14 protein-coding genes and 1 pseudogene are annotated in these 15,589 nt (G+C 70.0%); 8 read left to right on the forward strand and 7 right to left on the reverse strand.

The genetic code is table 11. From position 1 onward, the window contains the following. The first annotated feature begins 235 nt into the window (after nt 1-235). A complete protein-coding gene (locus AB0M29_RS41370; RefSeq protein ID WP_365392113.1) occupies nt 236-1,966 on the forward strand; it encodes an ABC transporter ATP-binding protein in 1,731 nt (576 codons plus the stop codon). Continuing rightward, the gene (locus AB0M29_RS41375; RefSeq protein ID WP_365392115.1) at nt 1,966-3,810 is read left to right on the forward strand and encodes an ABC transporter ATP-binding protein; all 1,845 of its coding nucleotides are present in this window, start codon (nt 1,966-1,968) and stop codon (nt 3,808-3,810) included. Before AB0M29_RS41370 ends, AB0M29_RS41375 begins: the two co-directional genes overlap by 1 nt. Nucleotides 3,811-3,821: 11 nt before the next feature. Here the strand turns inward: AB0M29_RS41375 and AB0M29_RS41380 are convergent. Both AB0M29_RS41380 and AB0M29_RS41385 read right to left on the reverse strand, forming a co-directional pair. Next, nucleotides 3,822-4,995, reverse strand: a pseudogene (locus AB0M29_RS41380) (DUF692 domain-containing protein). Between the two features lie 62 nt (nt 4,996-5,057). Further along, on the reverse strand, nt 5,058-6,029 hold the full coding sequence (locus AB0M29_RS41385) for a TIGR04222 domain-containing membrane protein (protein WP_365392117.1): 972 nt from the start codon (nt 6,027-6,029) through the stop codon (nt 5,058-5,060). Between the two features lie 568 nt (nt 6,030-6,597). Between AB0M29_RS41385 and AB0M29_RS41390 the strand changes: the two genes are divergently transcribed. From AB0M29_RS41390 to AB0M29_RS41400, 3 genes are all read left to right on the forward strand, one after another. Beyond that, nucleotides 6,598-7,203, forward strand: a complete 606-nt coding sequence (locus AB0M29_RS41390; protein ID WP_365392163.1) for a DUF4304 domain-containing protein — start codon at nt 6,598-6,600, stop codon at nt 7,201-7,203. A gap of 317 nt (nt 7,204-7,520) precedes the next feature. Next, a complete protein-coding gene (locus tag AB0M29_RS41395; protein WP_365392119.1) occupies nt 7,521-7,751 on the forward strand; it encodes a bacteriocin immunity protein in 231 nt (76 codons plus the stop codon). 94 nt (nt 7,752-7,845) lie between these two features. Continuing rightward, a complete protein-coding gene (locus AB0M29_RS41400) occupies nt 7,846-8,388 on the forward strand; it encodes an NUDIX domain-containing protein (RefSeq protein WP_365392121.1) in 543 nt (180 codons plus the stop codon). 395 nt (nt 8,389-8,783) lie between these two features. Here AB0M29_RS41400 and AB0M29_RS41405 read toward each other — a convergent pair whose 3' ends face one another. After that, complete coding sequence (locus tag AB0M29_RS41405; protein WP_365392123.1) at nt 8,784-8,981, reverse strand: hypothetical protein; 198 nt, start codon at nt 8,979-8,981, stop codon at nt 8,784-8,786. 67 nt (nt 8,982-9,048) lie between these two features. Between AB0M29_RS41405 and AB0M29_RS41410 the strand changes: the two genes are divergently transcribed. Then, nucleotides 9,049-9,645 carry a TetR family transcriptional regulator C-terminal domain-containing protein gene (locus AB0M29_RS41410; protein ID WP_365392125.1) on the forward strand — a complete coding sequence of 199 codons (597 nt, stop codon included), beginning with the start codon at nt 9,049-9,051 and terminating at the stop codon, nt 9,643-9,645. 423 nt (nt 9,646-10,068) lie between these two features. Here the strand turns inward: AB0M29_RS41410 and AB0M29_RS41415 are convergent, their stop codons facing one another. After that, on the reverse strand, nt 10,069-10,593 hold the full coding sequence (locus AB0M29_RS41415; RefSeq protein ID WP_365392127.1) for a DUF1877 domain-containing protein: 525 nt from the start codon (nt 10,591-10,593) through the stop codon (nt 10,069-10,071). A 66-nt stretch (nt 10,594-10,659) separates the two neighbouring features. Here AB0M29_RS41415 and AB0M29_RS41420 point away from each other — a divergent pair, with 66 nt between their 5' ends. Continuing rightward, entirely contained in the window at nt 10,660-10,935 is a 276-nt protein-coding gene (locus AB0M29_RS41420) for a hypothetical protein (RefSeq protein WP_365392129.1), read from the forward strand. Beyond that, entirely contained in the window at nt 10,911-11,060 is a 150-nt protein-coding gene (locus AB0M29_RS41425) for a LuxR C-terminal-related transcriptional regulator (protein WP_365392131.1), read from the forward strand. The genes AB0M29_RS41420 and AB0M29_RS41425 overlap by 25 nt, the downstream gene beginning before the upstream one ends. Before the next feature lie 180 nt (nt 11,061-11,240). Here AB0M29_RS41425 and AB0M29_RS41430 read toward each other — a convergent pair whose 3' ends face one another. From AB0M29_RS41430 to AB0M29_RS41440, 3 genes are all read right to left on the reverse strand, one after another. Next, nucleotides 11,241-12,341 carry a ricin-type beta-trefoil lectin domain protein gene (locus AB0M29_RS41430; protein WP_365392132.1) on the reverse strand — a complete coding sequence of 367 codons (1,101 nt, stop codon included), beginning with the start codon at nt 12,339-12,341 and terminating at the stop codon, nt 11,241-11,243. Nucleotides 12,342-12,455: 114 nt separating this feature from the next. Continuing rightward, on the reverse strand, nt 12,456-13,715 hold the full coding sequence (locus tag AB0M29_RS41435; RefSeq protein ID WP_365392134.1) for a hypothetical protein: 1,260 nt from the start codon (nt 13,713-13,715) through the stop codon (nt 12,456-12,458). A gap of 702 nt (nt 13,716-14,417) precedes the next feature. Then, entirely contained in the window at nt 14,418-15,554 is a 1,137-nt protein-coding gene (locus AB0M29_RS41440; protein WP_365392165.1) for a UDP-N-acetylglucosamine--N-acetylmuramyl-(pentapeptide) pyrophosphoryl-undecaprenol N-acetylglucosamine transferase, read from the reverse strand. Between the last annotated feature and the right edge of the window lie 35 nt (nt 15,555-15,589).

A 15,589-nucleotide genomic window follows, 5' to 3' on the forward strand; every position in this document is an offset into this window, starting at 1 on the left:
TCTTCCCTCTCCTGCCCCCCCCCCCCCCCCGTCTGGGGGCGGGTCGTCCCCCCCAGTGTGGGGGGGGGGGGGGGCGGGCGCGCCGGCGGGCCGCGCCGGCCCCCCCCCCCCCCCGCGCCCACTCCGCGCAAGGAGGTGACCAGCGACCGGCGACCAGCGCCCCCCGACGAGGCGGTGAATTCGCCGATTCCGGTCGTTGTCCCGCCCCACCACCCGTACTCCCACCGGAGGTTCCATGCACGCCACGTCTGGTGGCCGACTGCTGGCAGCCACCGCGATCCGCATGCGCGCGCGTCTGCTTCTGCTCACTGCCGCACTCGGCACCCGGGTGGCGGCGGGGGTGGCCCTGCCGGTCCTGCTGGCCCAGGCCGTGGACGCGGTGCTCCGGCACGCTGACACCGCGGGGCCGGTCGCCGCGCTGGCGGCAGTCCTGGCGGCCGGTGCGATCGGCGAGACGGCCGGCTTGCTGCTGTCAGTCTCGAGCACGGCGCACAGCACCGCGTGGATGAGGATGCTGACGGTACGCCGGCATCTGGGCCTCGGGCCGCGATCGCCGTTCCCTGTCGGGGAAGCGGTGACGCACGTGGTCCAGGCCGCACCCCAAGCGGCCTCCCTGCCCACCCAAGCGGCCGGATCCGCCGTCTCGGCCGCCGGCTCGGTAGCGGCCCTGGTCGCCCTGTGGGTCGTGGACTGGCGGGCCGGCGCGGTCTTCACGCTGCTCTTCCCGCTCACCGCGCTGGTGGCCCGCAGGTTCATCTCGCAGGCCGGCGACGCCGAGTCCCGCTACCTGGCCGCCCAGACGGGCATGGCGACCCTTCTGGTGAACGCCCTGGCAGGGGCCCGCACCATCGGTGCGGTCGGCACGCTGGCCACCGAGACCGAACGCGTTGTCGCTCCGTTGCCCGAACTGTCCGCCGCGGGCCGCGCGATGTGGCGCATTCAGCGGGGCGCGATGTGGAAGATCGGTCTGCTGATGCCCTTGACGCAGGTCCTGGTTCTCGCGACCGCCGGTCTCGACCTGGTCGGCGGACGCATCAGCCCCGGCACCCTGCTGGCCGTGTCCGGATACCTCACCCTGGCGTCCGGCCTGCTCGACCAGGTCGACGCGGTCATGGGTCTGGCCTACGCACGAGCCGGTGCCTCCCGCCTCGGTGCCGTCCTGGACGAGCCCGTCGTCGAGGGCGGCCCACTGCGCACACCACCCGTCAGCGGGGCGGTCTCGCTGCGGGGCGTCACCGTCCACCAGGGCGGCGCACCCGTGCTGGACCGGCTGGACCTGGAGATCCCCGAGGGGGCCGCGGTGGCCCTGGTGGGGGCGACCGGGTCCGGGAAGAGCCTGCTGGCCGCACTGCCGGGCCGACTCGTCGATCCGGACGAGGGAGAGGTCCTCCTGGGCGGCGTGCCCGTCAGGGAACTGGAGTTGCGCACCCTGCGCGGCGCCGTGGCCTACGCCTTCGAGCACCCCGCGCTGCCGGGCCGAACTCTCCACGAGGCCATCGCCTTCGGCCGCACCGACGTCACGCGCCACACGGTCGAGAACGCCGCCCGCGCCGCCCAGGCCGACCACTTCGTCCGCCGCCTGCCCGACGGCTACGACACTCCTCCGAGCCGTGCGCCGATGTCCGGGGGACAGCTCCAGCGCATCGGACTGGCGCGTGCCCTGGCCCGGCCGGCTGTGCTGCACGTGCTCGACGACGCCACCTCCGGCTTGGACACGGTGACCGAGAACCTGGTCAGCCAGGCCGTCACCGAGCGGCTCGGCGGCAGTACCCGCCTGGTCGTCACCCATCGCTCCACCACCGCCGCCCGCTGCGACCTGGTGGCATGGCTGCACGACGGACGCATCCGCGCCCTGGCCCCGCACGACTCCCTGTGGGCGGACCCCGCCTACCGGGCCGTCTTCGCCCACACCGATCAGCCCGCCGCCGACACCGCTGATGACGACCGCTACAGCAAGGAGCAGTGATGCGCAGCCGACCGCTGACCGGCGCGGCACCCCATCGGGGCGCCGCCGCGGCGCGGCGCAGGGGGGTCACCCGTCTGGGCCTGACGCCGATCGCGGCGGCGCTGCTCGCTGATGCCTTGCAGGGGAGTCGACGGCCACTGCTGCGCATCGCCGCCCTGTCCGCGATCGAGGCGGTGCCGGTGCTGGCGTCCGGCTGGGTGACCGCAGCCGCCCTCGACCAGGGATTCCTCCACGGCCGCACCGGCACCGGACTGACCTGGCTGAGCCTGCTGGCCGTGTTGTACCTGATCCGTGCCTGCGCCGAGCGCGCCATGTTCGACTCGCTCGCCGACGTGGTCGAGCCGCTGCGCGACCACCTCACCCGCCGGGTCGTCCACAACACCCTGGCCCGGGCGACCGCGTCGGGCCGGGACCCGGGCACGGCGAGCGTGTCCCGGGTCAGCAGCCAGATCGACAGCACCCGCGACCTCATTTCGACGCTGCTGCGCACTGCGCGCCCGTTGGTGGCCACCCTCCTCGCCGCGCTTGTCGGCCTTGCCGGACTCGACCCTCTCCTCGCGGCTGTGGTGGTGGTTCCCCTCACCGCGGCGATCGCGGCCTTCGTCTGGTCCATGCGCCGGCTGACCGCTGTGCGCCGGGACACGCTCATCGCCTCGGAGGAAGTGGCGCGCCAGGTCGGGGAGGTCTTCGGGGCCGCCCGCGACATCGCCTCGCTCGGGGCGGAGGAGCAGGCGGCCGCACTGGTCGAGGAGCAGTCGGACCGAGCCCTGCACTCTGTGCTCCGCGTCGGTCGCAATGTCGCGGTGCGTGTCCCGGTGGTGCTGCTGGGCGGATACCTTCCGCTGCTGGGCCTGTTGTTGCTCGGCCCTCGCCTCATCGACGCCCACACGATCAGTGCCGGCGCCCTGATCGGCGCGGCTGTCTACATCGCGGGGTCCGTCGTCCCCGCGCTGGAGATGCTCACCGGCGCGGTCAGCGGTTACTGGAGCCAGTTGGGCGTGCTGCTGCACCGCCTGGGCGAGGTCGCGCCGGAGCGCTCGCCGTTCCCCCGCCCCGGTCCGCCCATGCCGCCGCCGGACCACCTGTCCGGGGCCGCGTCGACGCCCAGCCTGACCATCGACCGGCTGAGCTTCGCTTACGGCCCCGGCGCCGAGCCGGTGCTGCGCGACCTGAGCCTCGACATCCCCTTCGGCGACCACCTGGTGATCACCGGAGCCAGCGGCATCGGCAAGTCCACCCTCGCCGCCCTCCTCGCGGGCATCCACGAACCGACGTCCGGAACCATGACGATCGCCGGCCGACAGGTCACCGCACTTCCTCAGGAGCTCCGCACCCGCCTGCTCGTCCTCGTCCCCCAGGAGGCCTACGTGTTCCCGGGAACCGTGCGGGACAACCTCCGCTACCTCGCCCCGCTCGCCGGGGACGCCACCATCACCGATGCCGCCGAACGCGTCGGGCTCCAGCTCCTGCTCACCCGCCTCGGCGGCCTCGACGCCCAAATCGCCGGCCCCGGCACCCTCTCCAGCGGGGAGCGCCAACTCCTCGCCCTGGCCCGGACCTACCTCTCGCCCGCACCCGTCGTCATCCTCGACGAGGCCACCGCCCACCTCGACCCAGCCGCCGAACAGCGAGCCGAACGCGCCTTCCAGGACCGCCCCGGAACCCTCATCGTGATCGCCCATCGCACCAGCTCCGCAGCCCGCGCCCGACGCGTCCTCCACCTCGACGGCGAAACACACCGGCTGACGACCAGTGATCGCTCCGCACCCCACGCGGCCACAACGAGGGCTTTCGATCTGGCCGAAGTCGACTTCGGCGGAAGCCCGAGGTCATGGACGGTGTGAACGGCAGACAGCTACCAAGGGGACTCCGGCAGCCGGCGCCGGAAGCGGGACAGCAAGGCACCCCGCGGTGAACGCGGGAGTTCACCGCGGGCGCGGAGATGGGATTCGAAGGCGGCAGCGTCTGCGTGGCTGCCGCTACTCGCGGGCGGCGGGCGTGTACGAGCGTAGGCGGTGAAGGCCGGCAGGTAATCGGGGCCGAGGGCTGCCGCGAGCCACGGGTGGTGGGCAGCGGCGGTGCGGGCGCGCTTCATCAACAGCGCGCGGGCCTGGATACGTATCCGATCGTCGTCGAAGCCGGGCGGAGCGGCCGAGTCCGCCACCAGAGCGGCGACAAGGGCTTGCTGAGCCGCCGCGAGCGCGGTACGCGGGTCAGCGGACATGGCCGGTCAGGGCCACCGCGTCGCGGATGGCGGTGAGTTCAGCCGCGAGCTCCGCGTCCGATGGGTAGTCGCCGTCGCGTTCCAGCAGGACGCCCGGCACCCGGGTGCGTACGGCCAGCGCGGTGAGGAGCGCGAGGACGGGTCTGGTCACCGGGTGGATATGCGTGTCATGCCATACGCCGTCACGTTCGGTGCCACCCGCAACATGGACGTATGCCAGCCGTTCCAGGGGCAGCTGATCCAGTACGTCATGCGGGTCGGCGCCGAGGTTGACGCGTGCGGTGTGCAGGTTGGCGACGTCCACCAGCAGCAAGGCGCCGGTGCGGTCGGCGAGTTCGCAGATGAACTGACCTTCCGTCAGTTCCTCTCCGGGCCAGGCGAACAGCGGCGCGATGTTCTCCAGAGCCAAGGGGACAGGCAACTGGTCCTGGGCGATCCGGATGTTCTCCGCGACCACCGCGAGCGCTTCCCGGGTCCGGGGCACCGGAAGCAGGTGCCCGGCGTCCAGGCCACCCGCCCGGGTGAACGCGATGTGCTCGCTGACCAGCGGCGATCCCAACGCCTGCGCACACGCGGCGAGATGGGCCAGCCGCGCGGGATCGGGCCGCTCGGCGCCACCCAGCGACAGGGACACTCCGTGCGGGATCACGGTCGTCCCTCGGGTACGCAGCGCGCGCAGCGACTCCGGCAGCCGCCGGGGGTCGAGGCCCTCCGCGATGGCCTCCACAAAGTCCACGCCTGGCAGCCTCTCCACCGTCAGGTCTATCTGCGGACGCCAGCCGATGCCGTAACCCAGGACGGGCACCCCATCCCTGTCGGCCACCGCACGTGTGCCGGGCGCCGCACCCCCACCGGAAACCGGGCTGTTCATCCGCCGCACCCGCCGCCGCACCCGCCGCCGCCGCACCCGCCGCCTCCACCACCGCCGCAGCCAGAGGTGCTGCCCCCGCCACCGGACGAAGACGTGATCCCCCCGTACAGCGCTTGGCGCAGCGTCGGATCCGCCACTCCGACCGCGCCCAGCGCCGCCACGCCGAGCACTGTGGCCGGCACCCGCAGGTTGCCGGGCTGTCGCACGGTCCGGGCCTCGTACGGGGCCTGCCCGTCGTACCAGGCGACGGCGCCGCCCTGCCCGGGGATGCCAACGGAACCGTACGAGCCGTAGGAACCGTACGAGCCGAACTCCTCCGGATCCGGCCCTCCCCCCTTGCGCGCCCGGTCGCGCAGATCCTGCCCGGCTTGGGTGATCTTCGGCACTCCGGCGGCCACGATCAGCGAGACCACCACGGTGATCACGAGGAAGAGCACCAGCAGGCCGACAGGCCGGTGCAGCCGTACCCCGTTGACCAACCGGGCGACGCCCATACCGAAGACGGCCGCCGGGAGCACCATGGCTGCCCTCGCCTTCCGACGCCGGCCGGGACTGAGGAGCAGCCCCTGCTCGGCCGCCGCCCGGGAGATCCGGGTTACGGGGTCCGCAGCGGCACTCAGCCGCCGCACACCCGTCAGGTTCGTGCTCTTGACCCGGCCGACGCACGCCAGCACGGCCCTCTGCACCGGCTCTTCGGGAATGCCCGTCCCGCAGACCGTGATCACGTGGTCCCGGCTCACCCGCAACTGCCCGCTCTCCACCAGGGCTTGCACCGCCGTGTCCACCACGCGCGCACTGCCCCCGCTCAGCAGGGCGAGCGTGTAGACGTCCGCCGTCACCGGAACGGCCGGGCCCGCACTCCGGCGCACTGCCACCCAGATGACCTTGACCAACACGATCGAGAGCACGCACACACCGGCGTACACACCAAGGAACTGCGGGCCACTCAGGCCCCAAGGCTGGCTCACATCGACCTCCCCCGTGAAGACCGCCCCTGACGTCCCACTGGCAAGCACGCCCCCATCAGATCCGCGGTTCCAGCCCGCCCGCACTTTCTGTGGCAGATCGGGTCTGTACGGTGACGGGTATAACTCCTGGGCTGAAAGCGACAGTTGATGACTGACGTGATGAGGGACACCGAGGCAGGGGAGACTGCTGCGGGACGTCCGGCCCTATGGGCCATGCCTGGCCGTCTTCAAACCTCCCTGTGTTGGCGACTGTGAGTGGGCGCCTTGGCGACGGCGGTTGTGCAGCCGCATTCGACTGGTGATTGCCTGGTCATGGCGTGTGGGTGCGGGCTGTTCTGCCGTCACGGGGTGACCAAGCGGTTGCCGTTTGGTGGCGAGGATGGGGCGGATCGGCTGTCGTGGGAGTGGCTGCTCCTATCCGACGACCCAACCTCCACGGCCGCTTGCTTAAGTACGCCGCCCACGAAGCTGTCGCAGCCCTCGGCTGCGTTCTGGACCGCGCCTGTGCCGAACGGATCATCGGTAGCCTTGAGGGATGTGTGACCTCGACGCGGTTGTCAGGGGCCTGATGCGGGACGTGGGGGCGGCTCTGCGCCCGATGGGCTTTCGTGGTTCCTGCGGGGTTTGGCGACTGGCCACCCCTGAGGGTGTCGCTGTGGTCCAGAAGCAAGGGTCGCAAAGCTCGACATGGGACGCCAAGCTGTTCTACCTCAACACGGCTGTGGTGCCGACGGCGTGGTGGAACTGGAAGAACGGGAACGTCCGCCCGATCGGTAAGGCGAGGGAGTTCGATGGGATTCGAGTCCTCGAAGGTCGGGTCACGTGTTCTGACTCCCGCCACACGGATCAGTGTTTTGCCGACCGATGGCGACTGACCGCCGACACGGACGTGGACCAGCTGCGCGCCGATCTCCTCGCCGCTCTCACACAAGCGGCGGGCAGGTTGGTGGGGTTGCTGGAGCCACGCGCCTACATTGACGAGTTGTCGGCGTTGCCGGAGAGGCAGTGGGGCCACTGGCAGGCATTGGTAGTGTTGCTCGCCGAGCACGGGCCCTCACCTGATCTGCATGCTGCGTGCGCCGGGCTGCGCAAAGCCACTGCCGACCGTCCCAAGGCCGCCGAACATGTCGATCGGCTGATCGAAAGCGCGTTGGCCGCACATCACCCCGACTGATCCCTAGGCGCCGCCAAGACCGGGGTCGTTTGCCAAGTGCTGGTCGCAGAAAGACCAGGTCAGGCGGCATATCGCGACGCCTGGAGCGGGCTGCTGCGACGCACGGAGCAGGCGGGCAGGGCCCAACTCCCGATCCCCGCCCCGCGTCCGCCCGAGCACCCCCCGGAGGCCAGGAAGGGGTCGTCTCGGGCCGCGCCGGGGAGGGTATTTTGACGGGATTACCGGCGGTGCTACCGGGTGAACGTTGCCTGATGCGGCATTGGGACGCGTCCGGCCGGTCGCGCCGCTGGGTATGGTGCGCCGGTGAAGGGGGCCTGGTGAGTGCGTTGGGGTTGAGTCGGGCGGAAGCGGTCGCGCTTGTACAGCGGATCATGGAGGCGGACTACGCCTCCGAAGACGAGGTGAACGACTGGCTGGACAGACTCGACCGAGCCTTGGCCTGCCCGTCCGGTCACGTCAGCGATCTGCTCTTCTGGCCGTCGGAGCGGGAACTGTCGGCCGAGGAAGTGGTCGACCATGCCTTGGCGTACCGGCCGATTGCCTTGTGACACGAGGTCCGCTGCCTTCCCACATCGTGGGGCGTGGGCCGGGGGAGGGGCGGCCAAACCCTGTGCTGTGGACCCAGTGGGGATACTTGCTGCCATGACGTTCACCCCGGGTGCCGATCCGGTCCCGTTCTCCCACGTCAAGATCCGTGTGAGTGCGGTGCTGTTCTGCGGTGACGACGTTGCGCTCATTCGCCGTGAGCGCGCTGACTCGGTGCACAACACGACGATCGGTGGCAACGTCGAGGACGGGGAGCCGCTGCCGGAGGCTCTGCGTCGTGAGCTGGCCGAGGAACTGGCCCTCGATGTGGACCAGGCGGAGGGAGGCGAGCTGTTGTGGGTCCTGGACCAGCGTGTCTCCCGCCCTGGCCCGACGCCACCGCCCCGCAAGCTGCACCTGGTCTACCGCTTTCACGTCACTGCGGACGTCCGCGAGGCGCTCGCGAGGCAGGAATTCGACGAGCTGCCCGACGGCTCTCACGAGGTCGGCACCATTGCGTGGGTGAACTACCGCAGCATGGGCGGACTCCCGCTGTTCCCTCCGGTCGGCGCTGCGTTGGCCGCCCTGGACTCGCCGCGCGCTGACGTGGCAGACGCCTCGCTCGAGGCAGTCACGGACGAGAACTACACCTGGATCTGAGCCGAGCCGCCACCTCGTGCGCGGTTGCGGTGACTGCGGCAGCCACCCATCGCCGAAGCCGCGCTCGTGTGTGCCGCCGTCAGTGGGCCGGCTGTTGGCGAAGCACCGGACCCGCTCGTCAGGGGAGGCGCGCTAACGCAGGGCCACCTCCACCGTCCCCGCCATCCGCGGTTCCTCCCGCGCGAAGCCGATGATGTGCGGATGAACGGGTTCCTCCTTCTGCTCTTCAAGGATGGCTACGAAGTCCCGCGCCCCGTTGGGGTACCTGAACCGCGCTGACCGGGCTGCATCCGGTCGGCGCTGAGCGGTCATAGCCAGGCATCGCGCGTACTGCTGAACCCAGCGGGCTCCCCGACCCCTGCCTTCCACGGCCGAAGGCTGGCTGCCGGCGGCCCCTATTCGCGGTCGCGGGGCGCGAGGAGGGCATGCAGGGCCGTGACGACGGCGAAGCTGATCGCCAGCACCGCGAAGAACAGGCTGATGGTGGCCGCGGTGCCCACCTGCGAGGGAGGGAAGAGGACTTGGCGAGCGAGGTTGAGTCCACCGATGGTCACGGCGTAGATCCACCACGGAGCCCGGCGAGCGCGGGTCATGACCGCCCCCTTTTTTTGACACGTTCGTGTGAGAAACAATGTAACACGGGCGTGTGACAATGGTTGGGTGCCGAAGGTCGTAGATCATGAGGGGCGTCGCGCAGAACTGGCGGTAGCCTTGTGGCGCGTCGCGTTGCGCGACGGCTTCGACGCGGTGTCCGTCCGCTCGGTGGCCGAGGAATCCGCCTGGTCGGCCGGAGCACTGCGGCATTACTTCCCGGACAAGACCGAGATGGTGCTGTTCGCCATCGACGTCGTGGTGGAGTCGGTCCGGCAGCGGATCGGCCAGATCAATGCCGCCTCGGGCGCACCGTCGCCGCAGCTGGTACAGGCCCACCTGGAGCAGTTGCTGCCACTGGACGACGAGCGCCGGCTGGAGTCCGAAGCCTGGTTCGCGTTGGTGGCCCTCGCGCACCGCGACCCCTCCGCCGCGCAACGCCGCGCCGAGGTCGACGACCTGATCCGTGGCGCGGTGGAGAGCGCCATGACCGCGCTGGAGGAACTGGGGGCGCTCAGCGCAGGGCGCACCCACGCGGCGGAAACGGCGCGGCTGCACGCCCTGCTGGACGGGATGGTGGTGCAACTCCTGGCCCGGCCGGCGCGGCTGAGCCCGCAGCAGGCGCAGGACATTCTGGTCCAGCATCTCGCGGAACTCGGTGCCTGAACGGGCGGTGCGCCATTCGGTGCAAGCTTGCGGGTGAGGCCGGGGCAGGGCTGCTGATGGGGGCTCGGCCAGTCACCACTTCCCGGCGGAGGCGGCAGTATCGGACCTCGTGAGGACGCCGAGCAGGAGATGGTGCCCACGGTGTCGTCGTGCGTGCCCGCGGCGAGGACGACGACCGCGATGAACGGGCCGACGACGTCCACGGCCAGTCCGCGCTCGCGGCGCCCGGCACCCGCTTGGCCGGATCCCGGCCTGTCGTGGCGGCAGGGACCCTGCTCCCGCGTGGACGCTCTGGATGTCCAGCACCACCGGCGGCGGGCCCTGTCATCGGTGGGCCCGCTCACGGACCTGGCACGATCCGGTCTGTGGACGTTCACGCAATTCCCCAGCTGCTGGCGTGAGCCGATGGCTAGGCGGTCCGTGTCAGTCCCACCAGAGCACGACGAGGAGCTGCCGTTGGGATGCAGCATGGTAGAAGTCGCGCAGGGCGTTGAAGTGCCCCAGCACGTACTTGTTCGGGCCACCGACGATCTTGTCTGCGCCGTTGCCGATCAAGGCGCCGGCGTCGCCTTCATCTGTGGGCAGGGCGGCCAGGAGGGCCGGAAAGTCGATCTGCCCGAGCAGTTCCGCAGCGCGAGCTACCTGTGCCGCGGAGAGGGCCGTGGGGTCTGGCCCGAAGGGGCCGATGGCATGCGGATGGGTGTTGAGGAAGGCGAGGTCGATGGAAGTGTCTCCGTCGAGAGCTTGCCGGAAAGCCTTCCGATGGACGTCGTCGAGACCTCCCAGCTCGCAGACCCGTTCGAGCAGGAACGGCGCCCAGTCCAGGTCCAGGACATCCGCCGACGGTGGATCCCATCGAGGATCGCCATCCTTCGATGCGTCGGCTGACTGGCGGCAGGAGGCGAGATACTCCACCGGGACGCGGGCGAGTTGCTGAGTGACGGCCATGACGGCAGTATCCCGACGACGTCCACCGATTTCTTTCCTACCTGGCCCCGCAACCCGGACGGGACTGTGCAGCAGATCACCGCGCGCAATCGCCGGCACTGGCAGGGCGTACCCCGCGAGGGCAGCACGTCGTACAACGCACGCATCCCGATCGTAGTGACCACCTTGGACCGGCTACACGAAGGCGGCCTGACGGGACAGGACTTCTGGCTCCGCGCCGTCATCAACGCCGACGCCGAGGCGCAGCCCAGGCTGCTCACCGTCGCCGCGGCCCTGCGGCAGGAGCGGTCCTACGCGGCCAGGGAGCCGGGCTGTTCGTGGCGGGTCGCGCTGCCCATCTGACCATCGCCCCCCGGACCGTCGAGAGCCACGTCGCACACGTCTTCGACAAGCTGGAGATCACCTCCCGCGCGCAGGTGGCCGCATGGCACGTAGCCCGGCAGCACACTCCTGCGTCTGCCGACTGAAGCAGAGCCGGAGGGCGCTCTCGTCAACGGGCGGCGTTGTCCTCGGCGAGCCTCGCTCCTCATGTGCCTCCGCGTGGTCTCGAGCTTGCGCAGGACACTGGCGAGGTGGTGTGTTCGCACATGGCGCAGGGGCCAGGGACGCGATGTGCGGCTCTGGCCCCTGCTTCTGGCATCGTTCGTCTACGGCAGGGCCCACCGCTGGTTGGCGCCGCCGTCACAGGTCCAGATGTCCAGCCGGGTGAGGTTGGCCGTGCTGCCGCCGGGGTCGTCCAGGCAGCGTCCGGACTGCGCGTTGCGCACGCTGCCGTCGGCCTGCTGCGTCCACTTCTGGTTGTCCCCGCCGTTGCAGCTCCAGAGCTCGACGGGGGTGCCGTTGGTGATGCCCTGGCCCGTGACGTCCAGGCACTTGCCGCCGATGGTCACGGTACCGCTGGTGGTGTAGGTCCAGGTCTGCGACGACGGCGACTGGTTGCAGTCGTAGAGCTGGACGGCGGTGCCGTCGGCGGTGTTGCCTCCGTTGAGGTCGAGGCACTTGCCGGTGATGCCGGAGGCGACGGCACCTGAGCGGGTGGGCGTCGGGTTGCTTCCCGGTGTGACCGAGAAGTTGTCGAACTGCTGCGTCTGGTAGCCGCCGCCGTTCACGGTGCTGGTGGAGTCCACGGTGCCCAGTCCGGCGCGTCCGTGGGTGTAGCTGGTGTCCGTGACACTGCCGAGGGTCGTGCCGTCGAGCTTGGCGCTGATGGTGGAGCCCTGCATGGTCAGCGAGACGGTGTGCCACCGGTTGGTGCCCAGCGCCGTCGTCGTCCCACTGGTGAGGGTCGTGAAACCCCACTTGTTGTCGCTCGTGACCACGGACTTGGCGATCGACCAAGCGCCGGTGCTGCCCACTCGCAGGTGGTACGCCTGCAGCCCGTTGTCGTTGCGCCCTTGCATGCCGACGCGGCCCAGCAGGTCCACGGCGCCTGACTGCTCGAGCATGGTGTCCGCGGTGACGGTGTAGTTGCCCCATGAGTCGTCGCCCATGACGGTGTACGGCGCGTTGTAGTTCTCGTCGGTCCAGCGGACCGGCTGCGCCGCGGCCATCTGGCGCAGGCAGGTGCCAGAGCGGCCGCCGCCGCAGGCCACCGTCTGGAAGGCGCCGTTCATGTCGGTGAAGTACTTCGGGGACGTGGTGGTCGCTGCTGTCTCGAAGGAATTGGAGTACGGCATGCTGAGCGGGGCCGCCGAGGGTGCGGTGGCAGTGCCCTTGCCCTGGCCGGTGGTCGTGGTGACCGTGTACATATAGCCGGGCTGCAGCGTCAGCGTGTACGTGCCGCTGGATGGGGTCGCGTCGGTGGTGTGGACGAAGTGGTCGCTGTCGTGGGGCGAGTTGAGGTTGGTGGCCCAGATGTGGACCTAGCCGGTGGACAGGCCACCTGCGACGTGGACGCTCAACGTCTGCGCCGCCGTGGCGTCCACGGTCTCGATGACGGTGCTGTAGTCACTGCCGTTCGGCGACTTCAGCGTCACATAGCTGCCGTTGGACCGGTTGCCGCCCAGGAAGCCGCTGGCGGAGTCGAGGTACTGCCAGCCGACCTGGGCGAACTGGGTGGTGTGCGCCAGGACCCAGGCCGTCTTGGAGATGCTGTAGTTCCCTGACCAGGGCTGGTTGGCGACGGCCAGTCCGTTGAAGGCGAAGTAGGTGTTGGGGTAGAGCCCGGCCACGATGGGCCAGTTGTAATATGCCGTCATGCGGCCGTCGATGTAGTCGCGATTGACCGCGCGTGCGACCTGCGTGGCTCCGGCCTCGGCGTCCTGCGACCCGTTCTCGCTCGCCCACAGCGGTTTGCCGAGGTTCTGCGCGTTGCTGGTGCTGGAGCAGGTGGTGAAGTCGGCGTTGTTGCCGATGGCTCCGCCGCTGCTGTAGCCGCAAGGGTAGTGGACCCCGACGATGTCGACGGCGTTTTTGAAGGCGGAGTCCGTGGTCATGGAGTCGGCGACGGACCAGCTGTCGTCGGCGGCCACGACCTTGGTGGCGTAGCCGTGTGAGGTCAGCGCCGATTTCAGGCTCTCGTACCAGGAGGCGTTGTAGCCGCGCTCGTTCCATCCGCCGAGATAGTCGACGGTCAGGTTGTGCTGGGCGGCGCAGCCCATCCAGTCCATCAGGTAAGTGACGGCGTCGCTGGTGAAGAAGGTGCCGTTGCCTACCCACCCGGGGGCGCCCCAGGCCAGTCCGTAGATCTTGATGTTGGGGTTGCGGGCCTTGGCCTGCTGCGCGAGCCACCACTCGTAGCCCTGGTTGCAGTCCACGACACCCTTGGTGTGCTCGTGGCTGGCCTCGGCGCCGTCCGTGGTGTTGGTGTCGCCGCCGATTTCGATCTTCAGCGACTGGAGCGAAGCGCCGTAGCCGGGCTTGAACAGATAGTCGAGGATCTGGCTGCGCTGCGGCTCCGGATAGTCCACCAGAAGCCGGGTGTTGCCGCCGCCACCGGAGATCGCGCCGACACCGTCGAACGTGCGGCCCGTACCGGAGCCGTCGACGGTGACCGAGGTCGAGGTGGCCGCCTGTGCCACTGGCACCGACCAGTTGACCAGCAAAGCGGCGGCGAGCGCGAGGGCGGACAGGAGCGAGGTACGTCTTGCGAGTTTGCGATGGATCGGAAATCTCAGGGTCATGTCGCCTCCATGGCGCTGGACCACCTCTGGTGAACGCATAGGCGCGGGTGAGAGCTTGCTGACGCCGCAGTAGCCCTACGGACTGGCCACGGAACAAGGCCGCCGCGCCGGCCTGCGGGGAGTCACCTTCATGGCGAGTGCCGTCATCTTCATGAGAAGTTTTGTTTACTCACGTTCAATCGTGTCGCTTCGTGTCGCAGAGCGTGCAGCTTTGAACAAGACTTGTCAAGGGTGTGGCTCGCCCCGCATGCCCCTCCTGTGACGTCACCACGCAACGTCCCTGGTCGCCGGGGTGCTGACCCCTGGAGGGGCTCGCGGTGGCGTTGCCCGGAAGGCGCGAACGCCCCCTGCCGGAACGCGCACTGGGGCAGGCTGTACCCGTGCCATCACTCCGGCTGACCAACGGGTGTGGGTAAACCGGTTGCCTTCCGCTCCACCAACCCGGGAACCGCAGCGGGCAGGCAGCTCACCCGCCTATGAGGACCAGCCAGGCAGTTCACCGCGCTCGCGTGTGGCGTCTTTGGTGACGCGGACTTGAGCAACGGCCCACTGGTCACAGCCGCGCTCGACATCGTCCAGGTAGATGCACGGGGGCTGGTGCTCGCCGGCCCGGGGGAGTTGATGACACGAAACGGCTCCCGCATTGCACGTACAAGGCTGTCGGGCCAGTGGCCGGTGGCCAACCCGGCGGGCCCTGGCCGATCAGCCTGATGCGGCGGACAGGAGGACGTCCACGAGCCTGTCCGCGGCATCAGGTTGCCCGTGTGCCCGGGCCCGCTGTGCCATCTCGGCGCGCCGCGTGGGATCCGACAGCAAGGGCCATACCGCGCCGACCAGGTGGTCGCTGGTGACGTCGCCCAGCAGTGCGACTGCGGCCCCGGACTCCTCCAGGTGCCGGGCGTTGTGGGCCTGTTCGTTCCCGGCCGACGACGCCAGCGGAATGAACACCGCGGGCTTGCCCAGGGCGGTCAGTTCGGCAAGCGTGCCCGCGCCGCTGCGCGAGATCACGACGTCGGCCAGGGCCAGGACGTCCGGCAGCTCCGGACCGACGAACCCCGTGACGTAGTACCGGGCCGTTAGATCTGCGGGCAGGGCGCCCCCGGCCCGGCGCAAGACCTCGACGTTGGCCGGACCGCACTGGTGGACCACGTTCGCGCCCTGCAGCAACCGCGGCAGCGCGCCGGTGACGACGTCGTTGATCTGCTGCGAGCCCTGCGCGCCGCCGGTGACGTACACCGTGGGCAGGCGCCGGTCGAAGCCGTGCAACCCCAGTGCTTCAACCGCCTTATCCGGGTGGCCGGTCAGCACCTCGGGGCGGATCGGATTGCCCGTCACCACCGCGATGCCCCGCGCCGCTTCCGGCAGGAGCGGCAGCGACGACGCAGACGACACTGCGATCCGCGTGGCCGAGCCGGCGAGCTTGCGGTTGGCCAAGCCAAGCCGCACGGTCTGCTCGTGTAGCACCAGTGGCCTGCGGCACATCCGGGCGGCCCGTCCCGCGGGAACCGCGACGTACCCGCCGGTCGCCAGCACCACGTCGGGCCGGAAGTCGGCGATGATCTTCCTGGCCTGCGCGACGCCGAGCGGCACCCGCGCCATGTCACGGACGTTCGCAGGCGACACCATCTTGAGAGGGTTGCTGGACCGGCGGACCTTGCCGGTGGCAACCGTGGTGAACGCGATGCCCTCCGCCGGAGCGACCCGCGCCTCCAGCCCGTCCTCCGTGCCGATCCACAACACATCGAGCGCCCGCTTGTCCACGGCGAGCCGGGACTGCAAGGTGCGCACCGCGGTCAGCGCCGGGTACGTATGGCCGCCGGTCCCACCTCCCGTGACGATCAGTCGGAACGCCGTCGGGAATGAGGAAGTTCGGT

It is taken from the genome of Streptomyces sp. NPDC051976 (genome assembly GCF_040680795.1).
Taxonomy (GTDB): Bacteria; Actinomycetota; Actinomycetes; order Streptomycetales; family Streptomycetaceae; genus Actinacidiphila.